Raw genomic sequence first — 21,291 nt, 5'->3', positions numbered from 1 at the left:
TCGGGGACTTCGTCGTCCGGGTAAATGGCTTCCACAGGACAAACCGGCACGCAGGCATTGCAGTCGATGCACTCGTCCGGTTGAATGGCGAGAAAGTTGGGACCCTCGTAGAAGCAATCGACCGGGCAGACTTCAACACAGTCGGTGTACTTGCAGTTGATGCACGGTTCGGTGACGACGTATGGCATGGCGAGGTGAGGGTTGAAGATGGGGTCGAGTATGAAGGGGTAACGTATCGATTCCAGCTATCCCCGATCAGGCTGCGTCCGGGAAGCGGCGATCGATGTCTGCTTCGTCGATGCAGTCAAGCTTCGTCTGGAAGACGGTCGCGATCTGCCGGGCACGTGCGAGCATTTCATCGGCGCGGGGCCCGGCGTAGCGCGACTCGACCACCGACGTAAACCGGTCCAGCCACCGCCGGAAGTGGCGTGCCTCCAGGCCGTCGAGGGCCGCATGCGGCTCGAAGGGTCGGCCGCGATACGTACCGGTGTGGAAGAGCACGGAGGACCAGAAGTCGACGAGCGTCGGGATGTGCGCGTCAAGGTCGACGTCGTTGAAAAACCGCCCGAGGACCGGATCGGTTGCGATGTTCGAGTAAAACGCGGTCACAATCGTCTTGACGTCCTCGCGTCCCTGGATGTCCTCCGGATTGCGGTCTTCGGATGCGTCTGACGTAGCGCGGGAGGGGGAAGCCGGTGGCATGGGCGATGAGCGTCGGTTGGAAGGAGGCGGGCCCGTCCAGGGTCTGAGCGAAGCCGCTACGCGTAGGCAGCCTGGTCGGCGAAGGTGTACGTGCAGGCGTCGTGGCCATCCGGAATGTATTCCACCCGCTCCAGGGCGGTCTCCAGAGCGGACTCAAGGAACGCTGCCTCCAGCCGACACGGTAACCTCGTCTGCTTGACCGCCTCTGGAAACGGACAGTTGCACTCGCGAATGACGACGGCGCCGTCGCACGCGTCGATGTCCGGCATGAATCCCTCTTCGTCCAGGATTTGCTTGAGGACGCGGAGCCGTCCGGCACGATCGGAGGCGTCGGATGCTTCGAATCGCTGTATTACGCGCTCGGTGCGCTCGGCCCAGAACCGGTTGAAGAAATCCTCGAGCAGGTCGGTCTTACCGCGTTCAAGCAGGAATGCGATGAGACGGCCGGCAAGTTCACGATCACGCCCTGGAAAGAGGGCTTCGCCCTCGGGCGTGAGCCGATACCGATGCCGGGGACGCCCGCGTCCACTCGGTGCGTCGGCGACTCGTTCGACCATCCCTCGATCTCGCAGCTCGGCGAGGTGCTCGCGCACCGTGGACGTCGAGCGGTCGATCGCCGTGCCCGCATCGTCGACAGACAGAGCCCCGGCGCGCTTTATCGCAAGGAGAAGCGCACGGCGGGAGTCCGATGCAATCCAATCGAGCATGAGTCGGTCGCGAAACAGGGGAACGAGATGGTCGGGTCGCGCAGGATGGGTTTTGCAGGGGAGATCATGACCCATCGGTGCGACCCCATTCTATTAAACACGGTAAAAACCGTTTATATAATGACGATGAATTGGCATAGCGAAGGTCGTGTGAAGGGGTGTCGTGTTTGATCTAAGTCAAAGACATGGGCGTCGGGCGCCGATACGTTGGCGATAGCAGTGCCGACTCTCCGTCTTGACTTCTCTCAGTGCCGAATCGCCATGCGCAACCTCTTGCTCGTATTTGTTATGTCCATCGCCCTGATCGGGTGCGGCGGATCCGGGGACGACACCGGTTCGTCGGCGAGCGCCTCCTCCGAGTCGGAGACGGCATCGACGTCGGTCGACCGGACGGTGACGATTACGCCGGAAGGCAATCAGATGCGATATGCCGAGACCGAATTCAGCGTCGCACCGGGAGAGACGATTCGCCTTGTGTTCGACAACACCGCGACGGCCCCGTCGATGCAGCACAACGTCGTGGTGCTGAATGAGCCGCCGTCTCGCGATGTATTTCAGCGGATCGGGGAGGGTGGCATGACGGCGGGCTCGGCAAATGCGTATGTGCCCGATGACGAGGCCATCCTCGCATACACGCCGATGTCGCAGCCGGGAGAGAAAGTCGAAGTGGTATTTACCGCCCCGGAGGAGACGGGCGAGTACGGGTATGTCTGCACCTTCCCGGGACACTGGGCCACGATGACCGGAACGATGCGCGTGACAGACTCTCCCGCCTGATCCAGGGACTCTTCGTTTCTCCGACTCTATCCTGCGTTTATCCAACGTTTCTTCGACGTCATGAGATATCTTAAGTACGTTCTTCTGCTGTTCGTTTCCATCGGTCTGATGGGATGCGGCGATTCGTCCTCCTCGTCCGGGGACGGCGGTGCCCCGGCCTCCTATGTGCCTCCCGGGGAAAAAGACGACTACTATCTCTTCTACTCCGGCGGGCACTCCGGTCAGGTTTTCGTTGCGGGATTACCGTCCCTCCGTGAAATTCAGACCGTCCCGGTCTTCACTCCGTCGCCAGGGCACGGCTACGGCTTCGACAAGAAGTCGAAGGAGATGATGGGGGACTACAAGTGGGGGGACGTGCACCATCCCGGCCTCTCGAAGACGGACGGTACATACGACGGCCGCTGGCTCTTCGTGAACGACAACGCCAACAACCGGGTCGCCCGCATCAGCCTGCGCGACTTCAAGACGAAGCAGATCCTGGGGCCCATTCCGAACTCGATGGGCAACCACGGCTCCTCATTCGTGACGCCGAACACGGAGTACCTGCTGGTGGCCACCCGCTTTTCGGTGCCTCTTCCGAAGGGCCGCCACGCGCCGATCGAGACGTACGAGGAGAACTTCAACGGCATTGTCAGCGGCCTGAAAGTCGATCAGGAAACCGGTGAGATGTCCGTCGGCTGGCAGGTCAAGACGCCGCCGTTCAACTGGGACCTCGGTTCCACCGGGAAAGGCCCGAGCGACGGCTGGGCCTTCTGGACGTCGTACAACACCGAGATGGCGCACGACTCGCTCGAGATCAACGCGAGCCAGCGCGACCGCGACTACGCAGCGTTCGTGAACTGGGAGCGCGCCGCCGAGGTGGTGGCGAATCAAGATATCGACACCCAAAACGGGGTTCCGCTCATCGACCCGGCTGAGCATGAGGGCGTGATGTACTTCGTGCCGGTAAGCAAGTCGCCCCACGGCATCGACGCGTCGCCGTCCGGCCGCTGGATTGTGGCCTCCGGCAAGCTGCAGCCGACGACCACCGTCTTCGACTTTGAACAGTTTACCACGGCGGTGGAGAACGAAAATTTCCAGGGCGAATTCCGCGGCGTGCCCGTGGTGAATTACGATGCGGTCGTCGAGGGGGAGGTCCCGGTGGGGCAGGGCCCGCTACACACGCAGTACGACGGCGAGGGCAATGCCTACACATCGCTCTTCATCGAGTCGGCCGTGGCGAAATGGTCCCTGCCGCCGTGGGATGACGAGACGAAGCAGGACATGACCCAGGCGGTCAAGGACAAAATTGGTGTCCAGTACAACATCGGTCACCTCCTCATCCCGGGCAGTGACACCAAGGAGCCGTATGGCGAATGGCTCGTGGCCATGAACAAGCTGAAGAAAGACCGTGGCCTGTCCGTCGGCCCGGAAATGCCGGAGACGAGCCAACTGATCGATATCTCGGGTGAGGAAATGTCCATGATCGAGGAGGACTATACGCCGCCGGAGCCTCACTTTGCGCAGGCTGTTCCAGCGGATGTGATCGACCCGATCGAGGTGTACCAGAAAGAAAACAACGATCATCCCGAAGCACGCTGGGACACCAAGAACACCGGTGTGACGCGGAGCGGCGATCAGGTCACCGTCCACATGATCGCCAAGCGCAGCCAGTACTATCCGGACAAGATCGAGGTGCAGCAGGGCGATGAGGTCACGTTCCACCTGACAAACATCGAGCAGGTGTCGGACATGATCCACGGCCTGGGCATCGCCGAGCACAACATGAATGCGATCGTGTCGCCCGGCGAGACGAAGACGTTCACGATTGAGGCCGACAGGTCCGGCGTCTACCCGTTCTACTGCACCAACTTTTGCTCTGCCCTCCACCAGGAGATGCAGGGATACCTCGAAGTCGTACCGCAGTAGGTTTGAACCTGTGAATGCGTGAAAGTGTGAACGTGTCAATGTATGAAGGGGGCGTGCGGCGGGGGGCTGCGGGCGGATGCTTGCGGCTCTCCCGCTGTACGTCCGTGCCTTCACCTTTGGCACGATTGCCTGTTGCACCTCCGATACCGGCACGTCGAAACGTATACCCGTCTCCACGAAGCGATGTCCAACTTGCTCGACCGCATTCCTGAAATCACGGATCGACCCATTCCCGGGTCGGGCCGCTTGCTGATGGTCGCAAGTGCGGTACTGCTGATTGTAGCGATCTTTCTACCGCTGTGGCAGATTCATCTGGAGGCGCCGCAATATCCGGAGGGTCTCGATCTCTACATCCACAGCTACACGCTCGATGCGGGAAGCAGCGGGCAGGATCTCGATGAGATCAACACCTTGAACCACTACATCGGCATGGCGCCGATCGAGGAAGAGGACTTTCCGGAGATGACGTTCATCCCCTTTTTCCTCGGCGGTTTTGCCCTGCTGTCCCTGCGCTCTGCGTTCTTCGGGACGGTGAAGTCGGCCGTCGACACGCTGGTGCTGTTCGTCTACTTCGGGGCGTTTTCGATGTGGCGGTTCTACCACCAGCTGTACACGTACGCCCACAACCTGGACCCGACGGCGCCGATGGACATCGACCCCTTCACGCCGGTGCTCATCGGATGGAAACAGATCGCGAACTTCACGCAGTACAGTTTTCCGAGAGAAGGCTCGGCCCTCCTGCTCGGGGCTGCCCTGTGCTTCGGCACCGCCATCTGGATGGGCGTCCGCGCGACAGCGGATGCGAAGGAGAAAGCAACAGCCTGACCCGCTCTCCCGGCGGCGAACGCTCCCGCTCGACAGAACACCGTGCGGGTATCGGTGAAGGTTCAGGGGTCAAGATTCAGGGTTCACGGTTCAGCGATCGGTCATTCCCAATTCTCAATCGCTTGTCCCCAATTCGCCAACGATCCAACGAGCAAACGCCCAAACGCATCAACGCCCAAACGCAACAACGAACCAACGAAAATGAGGCTTTTCTGGGCACTTACCGCCGCGGTTCTGCTCGGCCTTGTCCCGTGCTACAGCCTCGCCCAGCCGACGCTGCAGGCCCGGATCGATCACGCGACGCCCGGGGACACGGTGGTCGTCGACGGCGGAACGCACCACGGACCGCTCGTGATCGATCAGCCGATTGCGCTTGTGGGGACGAACGGGGCGCATCTGAAAGGGGATGAGCAGGCGCACGTGGTTACCATCACGGCGGATGACGTCACCCTCGATGGTTTTCGAGTTACGGGCTCGGGGACGAAGCTCGAGCAGGATCACGCAGGGGTCATGGTGAAAGGCCACCGCGCGACGCTTCGAGAGAATCGATTGGCCGACGTCCTGCACGGCATCTATGTGAAGGGAAAGGATCGGACCATCATCACTCAGAACCGCATCCAGGGGCCTCCGATCGCGTCTCGGCACGTCACGCACGATGAAGCCGCTCGGTACGACGACTGTTCGGTACCGCCGACGGGGGGATCCTGCGAGGTGCCGCTCGTGTCGGCGCAGCGCGGGAACGGGATTCACCTGTGGAACGCGCTCCACAGCAGGCTCACGCACAACACAGTCCGCCGCACGCGCGACGGGATTTACTTCTCCCATTCCGATGATACGCATACGGCGCACAACAGGATCGAGCACGTGCGCTACGGCCTGCACTTCATGTACTCGGACGACAATCACTTCTCCGAGAATGTCTTTGCTCAAAACGTCTCCGGGTCGGCGCTGATGTACTCGGCGCGGATTGACGTGCGAAACAACGACTTCCGGGACAACCGAACGAAGAACGGCTACGGTCTACTGCTGCAGTCTGTTGATCAGTCCACGTTTACGAACAACCGGCTGGAGGGGAACATGACCGGGCTCTACCTGGAGAACAGCAGTGCGAATACGTTCCGGGGAAACACCGTGCGATCCAACTTTCGCGGGATGCGGCTCACGGGCAGCTCCACGGACAACAGCTTCAGCCGCAACGTCGTGCAGGCCAACCTGCAGACGGCCCAGCTCTCCGGCGTCAGTGCGACGAACAGCTGGTCGATCGACGGCGTCGGAAACTTCTGGGGGACGCGCGGCCTGCTCGATGTGAACGCCGACGGTATCAGCGAGATGCCGCGGCGCGTCGTCGATGTCCTGGGGACGGGGTCGACGGACTTCCCCTACGCAGGTCTGTTGGCGTCGAGCCCCGGAGTGCAGACCCTGTCCTTTGCGCTTCGTCGGGCGCCGCTTCCCGGTGTGCCTCAGATTCTCGATCCGCACCCGCTGATGCGGCCGAGAGGCAACGGACAGACGGGGATGCCGGGATGGCTGGCCCTCGTGATGGGCGGACTGGCCGCGGCCCTCATCCTCATCCGACGCCCGAACGCATGATCCTGCACGCATGATTGACGTTGCCGACATAACGGTTACATACGAAGACATGGTGCTGGACGACGTGTCGTTCACCGTCGACCCAGGGACCGTGGCGCTCCTGACCGGGCCCAACGGAGCCGGGAAAACCTCCATGCTGCGGGTTATCGCCGGCCGAATGAAGCCGGCGGCCGGACGCGTGCGCGTCGACGGGGTAGATGTATGGGGCGCCGAGACCGACGCGCGGGAGGTGCTGGCGTTTCTCCCGCAGGATGTGCGCTTCCACGAGGCGCTGACGCCTCGACGGGTGCTCCGGTTCTACGCCGGGCTCCGGGGGCGCTCCGATCCGCCGATCGACGCACTCCTGGGTGATGTGGGCCTGGGCGACGCCGCCGACCGCCCGTGTGGTGCGCTGTCTGGAGGCATGCGTCAACGGCTCGGACTCGCGGTCGTCCAGCTTAGCAACGTCCCCGTGCTGCTACTCGACGAGCCAGGACGCAGCCTCGACCGGACGTGGCGCGAGTATCTACGCGACCGGTTGCAGGAACGGGCCGATGCGGGTGCATCCGTTCTTCTTGCGACGCATCATCCCGAGGGGTGGCAGAATATCGCGACGAAGCACCTGCAGTGCGCGGACGCTTCGATCGACGCGCATGAACCCGACGCGGCTCCGGTCAGCGATCCGATCGCGCGCAGCAAGACCAAACTCTGATCGACCGCCTCACCTGCAGTCGCAGGAGGGCCGCTTCCCGCCAGATTCCTCTACCCGCGCTTCCGATCACATGGTTTCCACAGCGTTCAAAGCGGTCGTCCGGCGCGACGTCGCGACGATGCTCCACAACCGGTACCTTCAGGTCTTCGCCCTGCTCCTGATGGGAGGGAGCGCGGCCGTCGTCGCCACGACGGACGCGTCGGCACCGGCGTCCTTCGGAATGCTGCTTCTGTTCCTGTACGTGATACCGCTCTTCGGCATCCTCGTCGGCGTGCACGCCGCCCAGGAGGAGATGGAGGAGCACGACCTGCTTTTCAGTCACCCTCTTTCGTACGACGTATTTGTCCGCGGGAAGCTGCTAACCCTCGCCGGGGCTCTCACGGCGGTTCTCACCCTCGCGCTCCTGCCCGTGATTCTGCGGGTTACGACGGGGCGACCTGTCGTTGTACTCTGGGCACTGGGCGTTTCGCTCACCCTCATCTGGAGCAGCACCGGACTGGCGATCGGAGCGCTGACGTCCCGGCGGACGCGCGGACTCGTGGCGGCCCTCTGCGTCTGGTTCGGGAGCCTCGTCCTATACGACCTGGCGGCCTTCACCCTCTCCGGCTTCGAAGCGGTACGGGCCTGGCCGGCGGCCTGGGTAGGACTGCTGCTGCTCAACCCGGCCGATGCGGTCCGCCTGGCGGGCATGATGGCCCTGCAGGACGTGTCGTTCACGGCGCCCGGAAGCAGCGAAATCGTCGCTCAGATGCTCGCCTGGACGCCCGCCTGGGTGGCGGTGCTGACCGTGACCTGGACGATCGGCGCCATCTGGATTGCGCAGAAGGCCCTCGAGCCGGGGGCGGCAAACGGGTAATGGGCGCGACGAGGGTCAGTCCTCGGCGCCCATCCCGGAGAGGCTCGCGGGATCGGTAAGGTCGATACGATCGCGGTGACGGAGGATCACGCCCTCATCCTCCAGGTCGCGCAGGGCACGCGAAAGAGTTTCGGGGACCGTCCCGAGCTCCGCAGCCAGAACCGACTTCGGGACGGAGAGCCGGACCGACCGGTGGTCGTCGGACGCCTCCCAGAGGTACCGGCCGAGGCGTTCCTTCACGTCATGAAGCGTGAGATCGTCGAGATGGAGTACGTTTTCGCGAAGGCGACGCGAGACCTCCTTCAGCATTCCGAAGCAAAGCCGAGGATGGCGATTGATGAACGCGAGAAACGCTGACTTCGGAAGAAACAGCAGGCGGCTTTCGTCGAGCGTTTCCGCCGTGGCGGGATAGGTATCAGGCGCATCGTCGTCGAACAGTGGCACCTCCGCGAACGATTCCCCCCTTTCTACCACATGCAGGACGAGCATGCGCCCTTTCTCATTCAGACGGTAAATCTGCACGGTCCCGTCCAGGACAAGATAGAAGCCGCGATGGGGATCGCCCGAGTGAAACAGTATCGTGCCACGGGGTGCCGTGCGGATGCGGCCCAACGAGAGAATATCATCCCGCTCTTCGTCATCGAGTGTCTGGAAGAACGGATGCTCGTTCATCGCATCGACTATGTCTTGAGACATCTCCATGGTGTGTCGTTGATGTCCATCGAGAAAGCGAGCGCAGCGGTTTATCGCTTCGTCGTTCTTCATCACGACCATCTCGGCGCGTCCTAATGCCGTCTCCCGTGCCTGTCGTGTTAGACGTGCGCATGGTCCGCCCGGGTCGTCTTTCGGCCGTGGTGGGTGCGGCGGTCGAACGCTTGGATCGGGGAGAACGCGTTGTCGTCGTGTGCGACAAGGCGGCCGTGGCAACATGCCGGTCCGTCGCAACCGAAAGCGATCAGACTGCTTGGGATGTCCTCGACACACATGCGGGAACGACGTACGCGCGTATCACACGCATGGGCTGACGATCTACGGTGCCCGTAAGGCCCATTCGCCATAGGGTGTGCAAGGTTTCGTGCCGAGTTTAGTAACGCATCCGATACAAATGTGTGGGGTGTACTCGGTCCCGGTGCTAAGAGATTCCTGGAATCGTCCACGCGAGCCGACCGTTGCTCGGAAAAAATAGGTCCCCGACGTGTGTCGGAGACCCATCCCACTGAATGCGTTGCCGCGGCGCTCGCTACGGACCGACCATCTACCATCACTGCCCGGACGATCCGGCATCATCGGCGCGCCAGGTGTTGTTGCTGCGGTTCACGTCTGGGAGAATCCGATGGGCGTCGATCACGATCTCGGCGATCGGCGACTCCGATTCGACGGCGAGCGTGTGCACGTCGCCTGTCACGAAGGCCTGTGCCGGCACGCGACGCGTCTCGGTCGTGCCGTCATCGAACGTGATCTGTACCGGCATGGGCATCATCATCTCACCGAGGCTTTCTACCTTCACGATCGCTCGACCGTTTTCTGCGGGTGAGGCGCCGACCACGCCGAAGTCGAGTGTATCCGTCTCGTAGAACCAGCTGCGGACGAAGTAGTCGAGGTCCATGCCCGTTTCATTCTCGATCGTGCGGAAAAAGTCCGACGGCTGCGGGTGGCGATAGGCCCATCGGTCGATGTACGCCTCGAACGCCGTGTCGAAGGCCTCCGGACCGATGATCCACTCCCGAAGCAGGACCAGTCCTGCCGCCGGCTTGCGGTAGGCGAGAAAGCCGAGTGCGTTGCGCCGGATGTGGTCGGCGTGGGTGGTCGACGGTTGCTGTCCGCCGATGCCGTTCATGGATGCGGTCACGATCCGGGCGAGGCGCTGCATCTCCGTGCGGATGTCGCCGTCGTAGAATTCGACTCTCGAATACACATTCATGAACGAGTTCAGACCTTCGTCCATCCAGACGTGTCGGCGCTCGTCCGAACCGACGACCATCGGAAACCAGGTGTGTCCGAATTCGTGGTCCGTCACGCCGAAGAGACCCCGCCCCCGCGCATCCACCGAGCAAAACATGATCTGCGGATACTCCATTCCGCCAACGACGCCCGCTACGTTGATGGCGACTGGATACGGGTACGGCGTCCACTTGTCCGAGTAATGCTCGACGGAATGCTTCACGTACTCGGTCGAGCGCTCCCAGCCGGGATTCGCTTCGGTCCCGATCCCTTCACGCGGGTAGAGCGACATTGCAAGCACGTCGCTTTCCCCGGTCTTAGCACGTGCCGCGTCCCAGATAAAGGCGTCGGATGCGGCCCATGCGACGTCCCGTACGTTCTCGGCGCGGTACTGCCAGGTCAGCGTGCCGGACCCCTGCGGTCGGGTGGCGGTCGTCCCGGCCTCGTCCTCGGTGATGATGTGGACGGTTTCGTCGCTGGAGCGAGCGGTTTCCAGACGCTGTCGCTGGGTGGACGTGAGGACGTCGCCGGGATTCTGCAACTCGCCGCTGGCCGTGACCACGTAGTCGCGTGGCACGGTGATGCTCACGTCGACGTCTCCGTACTCCAGGTAGAACTCACCCTGCCCGAGGTACGGCAGGGTGTTCCACCCGTGGACGTCGTCGTAGACAGCCATGCGCGGGTACCACTGGGCGAACTCGTAAACGGTACCACTCTCCACGTCGAGGCGGCCGTGCCGGTCGGCGCCATACTTCGGCTGCACGAAGGAAAAGTCCATCGACAGCTCCAGGGTTCCGCCATTGGCTGCGAGCGGCTCATCGAGCATAACCCGCATGCGCGTCCCGTCGATCCGAACGTCCGCGCTCCGTGATTCCGAGCCGCGCGTAACCTGAATGTTCGATAGTTCGTAGCCTCCGTCCTCGAACGCACCGCTAAAGCGAGCGTCCGGTGGAGTAATACGCGCGCCCCGGCTGTCCGGGTGGAAGAGGTTCTGCTCGAGGTGGACCCAGAGGTGCGTCAGGTCGTGCGGCGAATGGTTGGTGTAGGTGATGGTCTCACGTCCAGATACGCGATGAGTCTCCGGGTTGAGGGAGACGTCGATCGTGTAGTCGGCCTCGTTCTGCCAGTACTCCGTCCCGGGCCGACCGTCGCTGGCGCGGTAAACATCCGGGTCGGGAAAATCGATCGGCGTGAACGACGACTGGTTCAGGCTCGCTGCATCGTTCGACGGCGCATACTGGGCGGCCGCCGCCAGCGGCATTACGCCGAGCAGAAGTAGGATCGCTACGAGAAGAGCTTTGACGCGGGAAATCATAGGAGAGGAGGAGTGGATCAACAGAATCGGGAGCCGCGATGCATCATGACCAGCATGACCCGGGTGCGCAGCTGGGTGTTCAGGCCCCTACGGGACCGCACAGACCCGGTTGCGAGCACTTGTCATATCAGGTCGCATCATTAAATATCGACCCTCCCAAATGGTTGCATGTCGATCGTATTTGACCACGAACGCAAGTTGTCCCTTTCTGCAGATATGCGTATCATATGTGCGTATAATGTCAGGGGCGCCCGGGCGGGCAGACCCGCGGTGCCGGCCGTCAGGCAGTTTGGGCGACCCGGATATTTCGCGTTGTTTCCCGCGTCTTTCGGTTGTTTCCCGCGTCTTTCGTGAACGGCGACCTGCTGATCTCGTACGGATATACGGCGAACGCGCAAGCCGTCTCACGGACCTGCTGATTCGCTTCGTCCCGTCCCGGAATTTCCCCGAGAGTCTTCGTTCGTTCTATGCGTCAGATCCCGATCCAGAGAGAAGAGCCTACGTCCATTGAACCGGATCCGGACGCCGAGAAGCGAATTCTTGGTGGGCTCAACGAACGGCAGCAGGAGGCCGTGAAGGCCACGGACGGGCCGGTCATGATCATTGCGGGCCCGGGAAGCGGCAAAACCCGTACGCTGACGCACCGCATCGCGTACCTGCTGGCAACCGGTCGGGCGGAGCCGCACGAGATCATCGCGCTGACCTTCACGAACAAGGCGGCGCGTGAGATGCAGGACCGGGTGCAGAAACTTGTCGGTGACCGGACGAAGGGGATGTGGGTCGGCACCTTCCATTCCTCTTTCGCACGCGTTCTTCGGATTGACGGGGAGAAGATCGGCTACTCGCGCGACTTCTCCATCTACGACACCGACGACTCAAAGCGGATCATCAAGCAGCAGATGAACCGCCTCAACATCAGCACGGACGACGTGTCGCCCCGCGGCATCCAGAACCTGATCTCGGACGCGAAGAACCGGATGGTTTCGCCCGAGAAATACGAAAGCGTGGCCCGCGGGCGTGCCCAGGAGGCGGCGGCGAAGATCTATCCGGCGTACGAGACGGCGTTACGCAAGTCCAACGCCATGGATTTCGACGATCTGCTTCTTCGGCCGCTCGAGCTGTTCGACGAGCACCCGGATGTTCTCCAGAAGTACCAGGATCGCTGGCAGTACGTCCATATCGACGAGTACCAGGACACGAATCACGCCCAGTACATGCTGGCGCGAAACCTGGCGGATGCCCACGAAAACCTGTGCGTCGTCGGGGACGATGCGCAGAGCATTTATGCCTTCCGCGGGGCCGACATCACGAACATCCTTTCGTTCGAGAAAGACTTCCCGGAGGCAACGACCGTTCGTCTGGAGCAGAACTACCGCTCCACCGGTCGCATCCTGGCGCTTGCCGATTCCATCATCAAGCAAAACGACGACCAGCTCGACAAGGACCTCTGGACGGAGAACGATGACGGGGAATACGTCGCGCTGATGGAGGCGCTATCCGAAAAGGACGAGGCCAAGAAGATCGAGCGCCGGATTCGAGACCTGCACGTGCGTGAGGGCCTGACCTACGGCGACTTCGCGGTTTTGTACCGCACGAACGCGCAGAGCCGGCCGATCGAGGAGGCCCTGCGGAAGGAGAACATCCCCTATCAGGTCATCGGCGGAACGCCGTTTTACCAGCGGAAAGAGATCAAGGATGCGCTGGCCTACCTTCGGCTCGTCGTCAACCCGAACGACACCGCCAACATCCAGCGCGTCATCAACTACCCGACGCGCGGTATCGGCAAGAAGACCCAGGAGCGTCTGCAGAATTTTGCCAACAAGCATGGGTTCACGCTTTGGCAGGCGATCGAGCGCGTGGAGGACATCGACACGCTGTCGACGCGGGCGAAAAACGCGGTGGAGTCGTTCCGTTTTCTGATTGCGAAGTACGCGTCGAAGGCCGATAGCATGCCGGCGGACGAGCTGGCGCAGGAGATCATCCGGGACGCCGGGCTCCTCAGCGAACTGCGCAAGGATCACACGCGCGAGAATCTGATGCGCTGGGAGAACGTGCAGGACCTCGTCAGCGGTATCGCCGACTTCGTGGCGTCGAGTGACGATCCCTCCCTCAACGTATTTCTGCAGGAAATCGCCCTGATGACGAGCCAGGACGAGGAGGAGGACACCGATCAGGTGACGCTCATGACGCTGCACGCGTCGAAAGGGCTGGAATTTCCGGTGGTGTTCGTGGCCGGAATGGAAGAAGGGCTATTCCCGCTGGAGATGGCCGCCAAGGAGAAGCAGGACCTGGAGGAGGAACGCCGCCTGTTCTACGTTGGCGCCACGCGGGCGGAGGAGTACCTCTTCCTGAGCTGGGCACGCAGCCGGTACCGCTACGGCGATCGGGAGACGAAGCCGCGAAGCCGGTTCCTGGACGAAATCGATTCCGACGTCGTGCGTACGGGAGGTGGGGGAGAGCTCGAGCAGAAGAAAAACCGATTCTCTTCGAGCGGTGACGGCGACACGTCAACATCGCAGTACGACGGCGTCGACCCGCACTACTACCGCCAGAATCTGCGCGACGGCTCGTCGTCCTCCGCCTCCCGTGGTAAGAAGCGGAAACTGAAGCGGATCGAGCAGTCGTCGTCGGACGGGCGCCGTGTGGTGTACGACGAGGGGCAGGGGGAAATCGTCCCGGGCGTCCGGGTCGAGCACTCGAAGTTTGGGGAGGGCAAGGTGCAGGACGTGGAGGGGAAAGGGGACAAGGCGACAGCCGTTGTGTTCTTCGGCTCCGGGATCGGAAATAAGAAGCTGAAGCTGAAGTACGCGCGACTGCGCATCATCGGGTAAGCTCCTCCCGGCCGGTAGGGCAGAACCCGGGCAGGATTGCGCCGAAAGTTCTGTCGACGTGCTCCGTACCGGGTGCGGTAACGGCGAGTCCCCGCGTATTCTTGATGACGCAATACTCCGTGCCGGCTGCGGCTGCTGCGGAGTCTTTTGCGTCCAGCGACCGTCCGACCGATGCCCGTACCGCCATGTCCATCCGGCTGCAGCCCGTCCTTCGCATTCTCGCCACGTTCGTCGTTGCCCTCTCTCTCAGCATTCTTCCCGCGTCGGGACAGTCCGGGTCGGATACCGGCGGAAGCGGAAGCGACGTGTCCGGAAGCGATGTCGCGGGCGCCTTGTCCCAGTCGTCTCGCCTGGCACAGGCGTCGTTTGCGTCGGACGCTGTGCAGCAACGCGTGAATGCCGTCGCCGCATCGCTCGTGCAGCAGCTTCAATCCGGCTCGCTGCTGACGGCCTCGGCGTCTATGCACGTTGCGCCGACGACGCTCGCGCCGGCCCTTCGGAATCTCCTCCTTGAGCCGAATCCGGAAGCGGAGGTGATGGGTGCCGTGTCTAGCGAACTACAGGCGCACGGCGTGTCCGAAGCGCATGCCTCGGGCCTGGCGGCGGCAGTGGCCGGGCTCCTTGACGGGCAGACGGTCGAAGCACCCGACCTGATGACAGCCGTAACGGCCTTCAACGACCTCGTGGATGCCGCGCCGGCCTCCGTTCTGCTCGACCCGCCGGACGTATTTGTCGTCGTCCGCGACGTATTGGGCTCCCTTCTCGACGCAACCGCGACGCCGTAGCCCGACGGTGGGTCTGGCCACGCCCGCAGGTATCGGTCGTCTGGTTTCGCTTTTCTCCCCCGCTCCTCGCGTCGTTCTGATGCGCTACCTACTTTTGTGCCTCATCACGGCCGTTGCATGCGTGCCGTCGTCCGGCATGGCCCAGAACGTTTCCGATCCGCACGCCGCGGATGCTTCGGCCGATGCCGAACCGCGGGACACCGTGGAGGCGCTCCGGGATGCGTACCGGCTCGCTCCCCCCGGCGTGCAGAAGGGCATCACGCTCCCTGCCCCTATCGCCGTTCTTCCGGGCACGACGATCAACACGCCGACGGCCTACGGCGCCCGGTGGGGACAGTTTTACGCCGGAGCGTCCGTGCAGGACCGGATCCGTTATGCGTCGTGGACCGACGGCGTGGTCACGATGGGCGCGGGACTCGGAGATCCGTCGAGGTGGATCGGGCTGGACGTGACGCTCAACATCCTGGACACGTACACCGACTTCGCGCAGGATCGCGCCGTCAGCCTCAAGCTTCACCGGCACCTGCTCGCGTCGTCGTCGATCGCGGTCGGGTGGGAGAACGTCTGGCACACCGATGGGACGGACGGCGGCAGCAGCCCGTATGCTGTCGTGAGCACGTCGACCCGACTGCACCGGGGCGGTCCGTGGACGCCCTTCGGCGTCGTGGTCGCCAGCCTGGGCGTAGGAGGGGATCGGTTTCAAGATGAACCTTCGTTTCTGCGGCGCGAGAACGGAGTCGGCGTGTTCGGAAGTCTCGCCCTTCAGGTCGTTCGGCCCGTTCATGCCATCGCGAACTGGACGGGACAGGACCTCAGCCTCGGACTGTCGATCACTCCGATCTCTCGGCTTCCCGTCGTTATCACGCCCGCCCTCATGGATGTGACGGGACGGGCGGGAGACGGGGTCCGCTTCTCCGCCAGTGTGGCTATCATCTACGATGCCGTGGGCCGCTCGTCGGCGCAACGCACTACGCGGTTGCCGTGAGCGTCTCCAGGACCCATCGGCCGACGTGCATGCCGACGGCCACCAGGAAGAGTCCGGCCAGTGTGCTGCCGGCGATGTTGGCGAGGCCGGCCGGGACGTTCCCGCGATTCATCAGCTGCAGGCTCTCCAGTGCATAGGTGCTGAACGTCGTGAAGGCACCGATCATGCCGGTGAAGAGGAAGACCCCCAGTCCCGGCGGGAACGAAACCTGCTCGGAGACCGACCACAGCGCTCCGATCATGAAACAGCCTGCGAGGTTGGCGGCAAGGGTGCCCCAGGGGAAGGACGGAGCGACGAACCGGTAGACGAGGGCCGATACGCCATGACGCATAAGGGCGCCGAGCGCGCCGCCGGCGGCGATCAAAAGGAGAGAACGCACGGGTGAGAAGGTCCATTCAGAAGGAGGCGGAGGGTTGGGATGCCCGACGAGGCGCGGTCCCAACCGCGTGCCTCTACTCGATTGCCGCTCGAGTTGCTCCAATGACGGCCAGCGTAGTGGCATCCTGGGCGTAGACGATCACCCGAGCCTCGGACAGGCTCAGCCCGTCCGGAACATCCAGCCGCACCACCATCTCTTCCTCGAGGGGTACGGTGGCAAACGATCGGACCTGATTACGATGATGGCTGGAAGCCGAGCCAGGGGCATCCGCGAGCAGCGCCACGTTCAGGCTGGCATCGGCATGCGTTCCCGCTGCGCCGACATCGACCAGGATGGAGCGGTCGGACCGAAGCGTGGCACGCGCGTCCAACTGCACGGGCGCCTGCTGTCGGAGAACGGCCCCGATGCTGCGCCGGGCGCGGTAGTCGTCGGAGCCGACGAAAGCATGGGTTCCGTTGACGACCATTTGCGGGGTGTAAACATGGTCGCCGAGGTGCCGGGCATATGCTCGCTGGCGCTCGACGAAGCGACGCTGCGCCTCTCGTTGTGTTGCGTCAGACGCCTGCTTGTAGTCGACGTGAAAGTCGAGGGCGTAGACGGCGCGGTCGTGCCGCCTTGCCTCGTCCAGAAGGTGTCCGAGGAGAGAGTCGGCCGGGGTGCAGGTCAAGCACGTGTCGGACGAGAACAGTTCCACGACGGCCACCGCCGAGCTCTCGACGGCGTTCGCTTCCGGAGGGGCGGGACGCGTGGCAAGGACGAGAAGGCCGCAGAGGAGAAGGAATCCCACGACGGAAGCGGGAAGGACGTGATCGCGGAGCATGGGTCAGCACCCGTGCGAGCTGGAAAAGTGTGGTGCCGCCTGGCAACGCGCCGGGGGAAGACTCACCGTTCACCAAAGCGGATCACGGACGGTTGGCCCATGAATACCGTCAGGTGGCCGCAATGTCAAGAAATCAAGAAGCACCAGCCCCGTTATCGGTCGGTTTCAGGTCACGAATATGTGATTACGATCGATCTGGCCTCGATTTCATGTTTTATAAGGGGTTGGCAGCGCAGAACACGGTCGTCACGGAGCGTCCGATGCCGGGTTATTCGTCTGCTTTGATCTTCAATGTCGCATGCCCGGGGCGATCATCAAGATAGTCGCGCATAGCGGCGACGAACGTCCGTCCGACCTGCTGGCGTTCGTCCGGAGCGAGCTGATGTTCGGCGTCTGGAGCATCTACCAGCATCAATTCGAGCTGGTAGGGGTGGTCGGGGTCGGTGGCGGAAAAGGCCATGTCGACATACCGGGGCTGCCCGCCTCGCTGTCGCCGGAGAATACACGCGTCGACTCCCTTTTCGGAAGCGTAGTGCTGGGACTCGTCCTCCAGATAGTGCCATCCAGGTGTGGCATCGGCGAAGTCTTCCAGCAGCTCCAGGGGCGTCGCCTTGGCGGTGTCGGCGGGCGTCAGGGCGATGCGCAGAATGGTGTCCATCGGGAGACCTGTTGTAAACGTGGATCGAGTGGGAGCGTCGGGGCAGCCGGGATGCGGGCGCCCGGCAAGACCACCGTATAACGTGGCACTTCCGATAGATCAATGCAAGCGGTGTGGGGGAGCCGTGGCTACGCACCGTCGCTCATCGGGGTGTGTCTGGCCCGCGTTTCGGAAAAATCACGCGCCCCTTGACATACGAAGACATTCGTAGTATTATACGAAAGCCATCGTACTTTCCACATCCTCTGCTCCGATGTCCGACCGAGACGCTCCTCTTCCCACCGATGCCGAGCTGTCGATCCTGCGTGTGCTCTGGCGTGAGGGACCGTCGACGGTTCGTGAAGTCCTCGCTCACATTGACGATGCCGGCTACACCACCGTTCTGAAGCAACTCCAGATCATGCGAGACAAGGGACTGGTGACGCGCGACGAATCGAGTCGTGCACACGTGTATGCGGCGGCCGTGCAAGCGGCCTCGACCGAAAAGCGGCTCGTTGATGATTTGCTGGACCGCGCCTTCGGGGGATCCGCTCGTCGCCTGGTAGCGCATGCTATCGCCGGCGATAGCGTATCCGACGAAGAAATCGGGGCCATTCGCGACCTCCTTGATTCCGTTCAATCCGACGACTTTGACGATGGACCCGATGATCCGTGATGCGATGTTTCTCGACTCTATTTCTATGTACCCGTTCTGGCTGGATGGATCTGCGGTGGTGGGTGACTGGCTTCTTGCCGCCTTCTGGCAGGGAGCGGTTATTGCCGCGGTGGCGGTCCTCCTGCTCGCCATTCTGCAACAGGCGCGACCGGTCTGGCGGTACCTCGTTTCCGTGACGGCTCTCCTGACCCTGCTGCTCGTTCCTTTGCTCTCATCGCGTGGCGGACCCGCGGAGGGGTCGACTGCGCCTCCCGGCCCGGTTGCGGTTTCTTCCATGCCTGCGCCCATGACTGCGCCTCCCGCCATACCGGCCATGCCGGAGGCACCGGTAGCATCCGCTCCGGCGACGGAAGCGGACGTTGAGGCGAGTACCGGCTTTCTCCCCGCGTTGTCATCCATTCTGCCGGGTCAACAGCTGTCCGAATGGCGCCGAGCAGTTGAGCGTGTCGCCCCGGTGTGGGTCGGATTCTGGCTGCTGGGTGTATCCCTTCTTGCGTTCCGGCTGCTTGGAGGCATCTGGTGGATCCGACGACTGCGAGCGTCATCTCGACCGCTCGATCGCGAGGCGGCCGGGCTTGTTCGCCGTGCACACGAGCGAGCCGGAAGCGCACGGTCCGCGCAGGTGAGGTGCTCGTCACGCATCGATACACCGATCCTGTGCGGGTGGTGGCGACCGATGGTGATCCTTCCAGCATCGCTCTGCAGAGAATGCCCGGAAAAGGAACTTGAAGCGTTGCTCGTGCACGAGGTATCGCATGTTCGTCGGCACGACGTTATGGTCGGCTGGGTTCAGGCGATTGCGGAGACGCTGCTGTTCTTTCACCCGGGCGTCTGGTGGTTGACGCGGCAGATCCGCCGTGAGCGAGAGCACGTGGTCGATGATCGCGTCGTAGACGCCGGCGTGGCACCGGTCACGTACGCGCAGGCGCTGACCCGCGTGGCGGAGCAGGCGGCGTCCGTTCGGCCGGCTCGGGGCATCGCGCTAACGCCGGCTGCCAGTGACGGGGTTTTGCTCCAGCGGATCCGCCGCCTTGTGACCGCACATCGAGGTGACCCCGTTCCTCGCACGACGATTATCGCCGCGATCCTGACGGTGCTGGTCGTGCCGCTGTTCGCTGCAGCCTGTTCGTCTAACGGGGCCGCTGCCGACCGGCACGTGGAGCGGGACGTCGAAACGCGAACAATCGTCATCCCGCACGGCGACGGGGATACATCGCGCTCGGGGACCGTCATTCGCGACTCCATCATCATACGGAATGGGTCGACCGGTCGCGTCGAGCGGCTTGTGATCCGGGAGGATACGACATGGCCCGGTGAGGTTGATTCTCTCCTGCGGAAGGCCTTCCCGTTCCATGGTGACAGCCTTGCGTTCCGGTTCGACGGGGAAATCGTGGACCCGGATCGTCTTGCGGAGCGTCTCCGCCGGTCGATGATCTTCCCGAACATCGATAGCCTGCCTGGCGCTCGCCCCATGGACGTGGACAGTCTCCGCTCGTTCTCCTACACCTTCAGCGACTCGATCGGCCCGGGGTCGGCCATGATCTTTCGACTTCGGCAGCTAGGGGATTCGCTCGCGGCTGGCGATGCGGAGCGTCAGGCGGACCTCCTCCGTCGACAGGCAGACCGCCTCCGAAAGCAGGCGGAGGCAATGGAGCGACAGGCCGACGCAATGGCACGTGAGCTTGAAGAGCGGAAAAATGAACCTGGCGATCAGGACTGACGGATCCTGGCCGTTACGGCTTCCTGCAGTAGGCGTCGGTCGAAGCGATCGAATGGACGGCGACGGTTGCTTCCTCCCGGACAATGTATTCGCTCAGACCGACTTCTCCCGTGGCCGGGTTCCAGTCATATGTGTAGCCGAGGCGCGTCCACGGATATCCGGCCGGTGTGTACGACTCCGTCCGCGTCCGCTCCATCCAGGCGGTATGGGCGGAGTCGATCCGAACCGTGTCGGAGGGTCGCGGCGGTTCGAGCTCGCATTCCCGATCCGTGATTTCCGGATCCGGGCATGGCCGCCGGAGGTCGGCAGGGCGTACCCAAAGCTCAACGAAGCGCGGATAGGCCTCGTCGGGCGGGAGACCAAGCCGCTGGGCGAGCCGAACGTCCAGCGCCGGACCGCTGAGCGATTCATATCGGCAGAAGGCGCGCAGCGTCGGCACGAGGGTGACCCAGATGACGGACTTCGTCGTCAGGCTGTCCCCGGCGGCGGATGTGCCGAACGCGTCCGTCCATGTGACAACGCGTACATGGGCCGGCTCGCCGTCGACGGGGGAGGGACGGCGCTGAAGGGTCGTGTTGTACGGCGTGACGGGGGCGAGCGACCTGGAGATCTCGGACGGCTCGGCCGTTTCCGCATCCTCAATGGCGGCCCGATACTGCTCCTTCAGATCCGCCCGGTCGGCCGGCGGCGAACTCCCGGCGCACCCGCTGAGGAGCAGTACCAGAATCAGGCCGCAGACCGTCCGGCTGGTGACGTTTCGCAGTAGCACGGTGCGCTATCGACCGATGAAGAAGTACAACAGGACGCCAACGATGGGCATGAAGATGATCACGAGCGACCAGATGATTTTGTTCGCCGCGCTCCGCCCCCGATCGCCGATCAGGTCAACGAGGGCCACGATGTCCAGCACGATGACGAGCGTTCCGCAGATGCCCCATTGCGGCTGTTGGATGCGATCGACGAGGTTCATTCCGCAGCCGGAAAGCACCATGGTACCGATGCCCAGCAGTACCCAGAGGGCCGCGGGGATACGCGCGAGGCGATCGAGGAAGGAAAGAGAATCGGTCGAAGGAGTAGACATGGATCCAGCCAGGGTTGTGGAGAAAACGTCGTCGAAGACACCATAAGGACGCCGCGCGCTGTTAG

At 62.9% G+C, this 21,291-nt stretch carries 21 protein-coding genes; 11 read left to right on the top strand and 10 right to left on the bottom strand.

What is annotated here, in order from left to right; translation table 11 throughout:
• The 3 genes from ACFCU0_RS14125 to ACFCU0_RS14115 all read right to left on the bottom strand — a co-directional run.
• The coding region (locus ACFCU0_RS14125; RefSeq protein ID WP_434974326.1) for an indolepyruvate ferredoxin oxidoreductase subunit alpha at nucleotides 1-188 on the bottom strand (188 nt) is incomplete at its 3' end.
• A 67-nt stretch (nucleotides 189-255) separates the two neighbouring features.
• Nucleotides 256-702 carry a group III truncated hemoglobin gene (locus ACFCU0_RS14120; protein WP_434974325.1) on the bottom strand — a complete coding sequence of 149 codons (447 nt, stop codon included), beginning with the start codon at nucleotides 700-702 and terminating at the stop codon, nucleotides 256-258.
• 56 nt (nucleotides 703-758) lie between these two features.
• Nucleotides 759-1,409, bottom strand: a complete 651-nt coding sequence (locus tag ACFCU0_RS14115; RefSeq protein WP_434974324.1) for a helix-turn-helix transcriptional regulator — start codon at nucleotides 1,407-1,409, stop codon at nucleotides 759-761.
• 261 nt (nucleotides 1,410-1,670) lie between these two features.
• Between ACFCU0_RS14115 and ACFCU0_RS14110 the strand changes: the two genes are divergently transcribed.
• The 6 genes from ACFCU0_RS14110 (at nucleotide 1,671) to ACFCU0_RS14085 (ending at nucleotide 8,056) form a co-directional block, all read left to right on the top strand.
• Nucleotides 1,671-2,186 (top strand): plastocyanin/azurin family copper-binding protein, encoded by a 516-nt coding sequence (locus ACFCU0_RS14110; protein ID WP_434974323.1) that lies wholly within the window; start codon nucleotides 1,671-1,673, stop codon nucleotides 2,184-2,186.
• A gap of 60 nt (nucleotides 2,187-2,246) precedes the next feature.
• On the top strand, nucleotides 2,247-4,094 hold the full coding sequence (gene nosZ / locus ACFCU0_RS14105; RefSeq protein ID WP_434974322.1) for a Sec-dependent nitrous-oxide reductase: 1,848 nt from the start codon (nucleotides 2,247-2,249) through the stop codon (nucleotides 4,092-4,094).
• A gap of 183 nt (nucleotides 4,095-4,277) precedes the next feature.
• Nucleotides 4,278-4,919, top strand: coding sequence for a hypothetical protein (locus ACFCU0_RS14100; RefSeq protein ID WP_434974321.1), 642 nt, complete (start codon nucleotides 4,278-4,280; stop codon nucleotides 4,917-4,919).
• Between the two features lie 201 nt (nucleotides 4,920-5,120).
• Entirely contained in the window at nucleotides 5,121-6,509 is a 1,389-nt protein-coding gene (locus ACFCU0_RS14095) for a NosD domain-containing protein (RefSeq protein WP_434974320.1), read from the top strand.
• A gap of 10 nt (nucleotides 6,510-6,519) precedes the next feature.
• On the top strand, nucleotides 6,520-7,200 hold the full coding sequence (locus tag ACFCU0_RS14090) for an ABC transporter ATP-binding protein (RefSeq protein WP_434974319.1): 681 nt from the start codon (nucleotides 6,520-6,522) through the stop codon (nucleotides 7,198-7,200).
• Between the two features lie 70 nt (nucleotides 7,201-7,270).
• A complete protein-coding gene (locus ACFCU0_RS14085) occupies nucleotides 7,271-8,056 on the top strand; it encodes a hypothetical protein (protein WP_434974318.1) in 786 nt (261 codons plus the stop codon).
• A 15-nt stretch (nucleotides 8,057-8,071) separates the two neighbouring features.
• On the opposite strand, the gene ACFCU0_RS14080 is transcribed toward ACFCU0_RS14085, so the two are convergent.
• On the bottom strand, nucleotides 8,072-8,752 hold the full coding sequence (locus tag ACFCU0_RS14080) for a Crp/Fnr family transcriptional regulator (RefSeq protein ID WP_434974317.1): 681 nt from the start codon (nucleotides 8,750-8,752) through the stop codon (nucleotides 8,072-8,074).
• 565 nt (nucleotides 8,753-9,317) lie between these two features.
• Complete coding sequence (locus ACFCU0_RS14075; protein WP_434974316.1) at nucleotides 9,318-11,312, bottom strand: M1 family metallopeptidase; 1,995 nt, start codon at nucleotides 11,310-11,312, stop codon at nucleotides 9,318-9,320.
• 467 nt (nucleotides 11,313-11,779) lie between these two features.
• On the opposite strand from ACFCU0_RS14075, the gene ACFCU0_RS14070 reads away from it, so the two are divergent.
• The 3 genes from ACFCU0_RS14070 to ACFCU0_RS14060 all read left to right on the top strand — a co-directional run bounded on the left by ACFCU0_RS14070 (nucleotide 11,780) and on the right by ACFCU0_RS14060 (nucleotide 15,913).
• A complete protein-coding gene (locus tag ACFCU0_RS14070) occupies nucleotides 11,780-14,143 on the top strand; it encodes an ATP-dependent helicase (protein ID WP_434974315.1) in 2,364 nt (787 codons plus the stop codon).
• 185 nt (nucleotides 14,144-14,328) lie between these two features.
• Complete coding sequence (locus tag ACFCU0_RS14065; protein WP_434974314.1) at nucleotides 14,329-14,928, top strand: hypothetical protein; 600 nt, start codon at nucleotides 14,329-14,331, stop codon at nucleotides 14,926-14,928.
• Nucleotides 14,929-15,007: 79 nt separating this feature from the next.
• The gene (locus ACFCU0_RS14060) at nucleotides 15,008-15,913 is read left to right on the top strand and encodes a hypothetical protein (RefSeq protein ID WP_434974313.1); all 906 of its coding nucleotides are present in this window, start codon (nucleotides 15,008-15,010) and stop codon (nucleotides 15,911-15,913) included.
• Here ACFCU0_RS14060 and crcB read toward each other — a convergent pair.
• The 3 genes from crcB to ACFCU0_RS14045 all read right to left on the bottom strand — a co-directional run bounded on the left by crcB (nucleotide 15,897) and on the right by ACFCU0_RS14045 (nucleotide 17,770).
• Nucleotides 15,897-16,292, bottom strand: coding sequence for a fluoride efflux transporter CrcB (gene crcB / locus ACFCU0_RS14055; RefSeq protein WP_434974312.1), 396 nt, complete (start codon nucleotides 16,290-16,292; stop codon nucleotides 15,897-15,899). The two genes, ACFCU0_RS14060 and crcB, sit on opposite strands and share 17 nt — an antisense overlap.
• A gap of 73 nt (nucleotides 16,293-16,365) precedes the next feature.
• Nucleotides 16,366-17,112, bottom strand: coding sequence for a DUF1223 domain-containing protein (locus tag ACFCU0_RS14050; protein ID WP_434974311.1), 747 nt, complete (start codon nucleotides 17,110-17,112; stop codon nucleotides 16,366-16,368).
• Between the two features lie 268 nt (nucleotides 17,113-17,380).
• Nucleotides 17,381-17,770: a hypothetical protein gene (locus ACFCU0_RS14045; RefSeq protein WP_434974310.1), complete on the bottom strand. Its 390-nt coding sequence runs from the start codon at nucleotides 17,768-17,770 to the stop codon at nucleotides 17,381-17,383.
• A gap of 253 nt (nucleotides 17,771-18,023) precedes the next feature.
• Between ACFCU0_RS14045 and ACFCU0_RS14040 the strand changes: the two genes are divergently transcribed.
• A complete protein-coding gene (locus ACFCU0_RS14040; RefSeq protein WP_434974309.1) occupies nucleotides 18,024-18,425 on the top strand; it encodes a BlaI/MecI/CopY family transcriptional regulator in 402 nt (133 codons plus the stop codon).
• Nucleotides 18,406-20,145 (top strand): M56 family metallopeptidase, encoded by a 1,740-nt coding sequence (locus ACFCU0_RS14035; RefSeq protein ID WP_434974308.1) that lies wholly within the window; start codon nucleotides 18,406-18,408, stop codon nucleotides 20,143-20,145. Before ACFCU0_RS14040 ends, ACFCU0_RS14035 begins: the two co-directional genes overlap by 20 nt.
• A gap of 13 nt (nucleotides 20,146-20,158) precedes the next feature.
• On the opposite strand, the gene ACFCU0_RS14030 is transcribed toward ACFCU0_RS14035, so the two are convergent.
• Both ACFCU0_RS14030 and ACFCU0_RS14025 read right to left on the bottom strand, forming a co-directional pair.
• A complete protein-coding gene (locus tag ACFCU0_RS14030; RefSeq protein ID WP_434974307.1) occupies nucleotides 20,159-20,914 on the bottom strand; it encodes a hypothetical protein in 756 nt (251 codons plus the stop codon).
• Between the two features lie 6 nt (nucleotides 20,915-20,920).
• A complete protein-coding gene (locus ACFCU0_RS14025; protein WP_434974306.1) occupies nucleotides 20,921-21,226 on the bottom strand; it encodes a PLD nuclease N-terminal domain-containing protein in 306 nt (101 codons plus the stop codon).
• Nucleotides 21,227-21,291: the final 65 nt, after the last annotated feature.

It is taken from the genome of Longibacter sp. (assembly GCF_051155795.1).
GTDB lineage: Bacteria > Bacteroidota > Rhodothermia > Rhodothermales > Salinibacteraceae > Longibacter.
This window is presented reverse-complemented; position numbering and strand designations above follow the sequence as displayed.

What these genes read in the sequence shown, in the direction of transcription:
- ACFCU0_RS14120 (WP_434974325.1), bottom strand. Translation starts at nt 702, where the DNA reads ATGCCACCGGCTTCCCCCTCCCGCGCTACGTCAGACGCATCCGAAGAC.
- ACFCU0_RS14115 (WP_434974324.1), bottom strand. Translation starts at nt 1,409, where the DNA reads ATGCTCGATTGGATTGCATCGGACTCCCGCCGTGCGCTTCTCCTTGCG.
- ACFCU0_RS14110 (WP_434974323.1), top strand. Translation starts at nt 1,671, where the DNA reads ATGCGCAACCTCTTGCTCGTATTTGTTATGTCCATCGCCCTGATCGGG.
- nosZ (WP_434974322.1), top strand. Translation starts at nt 2,247, where the DNA reads ATGAGATATCTTAAGTACGTTCTTCTGCTGTTCGTTTCCATCGGTCTG.
- ACFCU0_RS14100 (WP_434974321.1), top strand. Translation starts at nt 4,278, where the DNA reads ATGTCCAACTTGCTCGACCGCATTCCTGAAATCACGGATCGACCCATT.
- ACFCU0_RS14095 (WP_434974320.1), top strand. Translation starts at nt 5,121, where the DNA reads ATGAGGCTTTTCTGGGCACTTACCGCCGCGGTTCTGCTCGGCCTTGTC.
- ACFCU0_RS14090 (WP_434974319.1), top strand. Translation starts at nt 6,520, where the DNA reads ATGATTGACGTTGCCGACATAACGGTTACATACGAAGACATGGTGCTG.
- ACFCU0_RS14085 (WP_434974318.1), top strand. Translation starts at nt 7,271, where the DNA reads ATGGTTTCCACAGCGTTCAAAGCGGTCGTCCGGCGCGACGTCGCGACG.
- ACFCU0_RS14080 (WP_434974317.1), bottom strand. Translation starts at nt 8,752, where the DNA reads ATGTCTCAAGACATAGTCGATGCGATGAACGAGCATCCGTTCTTCCAG.
- ACFCU0_RS14075 (WP_434974316.1), bottom strand. Translation starts at nt 11,312, where the DNA reads ATGATTTCCCGCGTCAAAGCTCTTCTCGTAGCGATCCTACTTCTGCTC.
- ACFCU0_RS14070 (WP_434974315.1), top strand. Translation starts at nt 11,780, where the DNA reads ATGCGTCAGATCCCGATCCAGAGAGAAGAGCCTACGTCCATTGAACCG.
- ACFCU0_RS14065 (WP_434974314.1), top strand. Translation starts at nt 14,329, where the DNA reads ATGTCCATCCGGCTGCAGCCCGTCCTTCGCATTCTCGCCACGTTCGTC.
- ACFCU0_RS14060 (WP_434974313.1), top strand. Translation starts at nt 15,008, where the DNA reads ATGCGCTACCTACTTTTGTGCCTCATCACGGCCGTTGCATGCGTGCCG.
- ACFCU0_RS14050 (WP_434974311.1), bottom strand. Translation starts at nt 17,112, where the DNA reads ATGCTCCGCGATCACGTCCTTCCCGCTTCCGTCGTGGGATTCCTTCTC.
- ACFCU0_RS14045 (WP_434974310.1), bottom strand. Translation starts at nt 17,770, where the DNA reads ATGGACACCATTCTGCGCATCGCCCTGACGCCCGCCGACACCGCCAAG.
- ACFCU0_RS14040 (WP_434974309.1), top strand. Translation starts at nt 18,024, where the DNA reads ATGTCCGACCGAGACGCTCCTCTTCCCACCGATGCCGAGCTGTCGATC.
- ACFCU0_RS14035 (WP_434974308.1), top strand. Translation starts at nt 18,406, where the DNA reads ATGGACCCGATGATCCGTGATGCGATGTTTCTCGACTCTATTTCTATG.
- ACFCU0_RS14025 (WP_434974306.1), bottom strand. Translation starts at nt 21,226, where the DNA reads ATGTCTACTCCTTCGACCGATTCTCTTTCCTTCCTCGATCGCCTCGCG.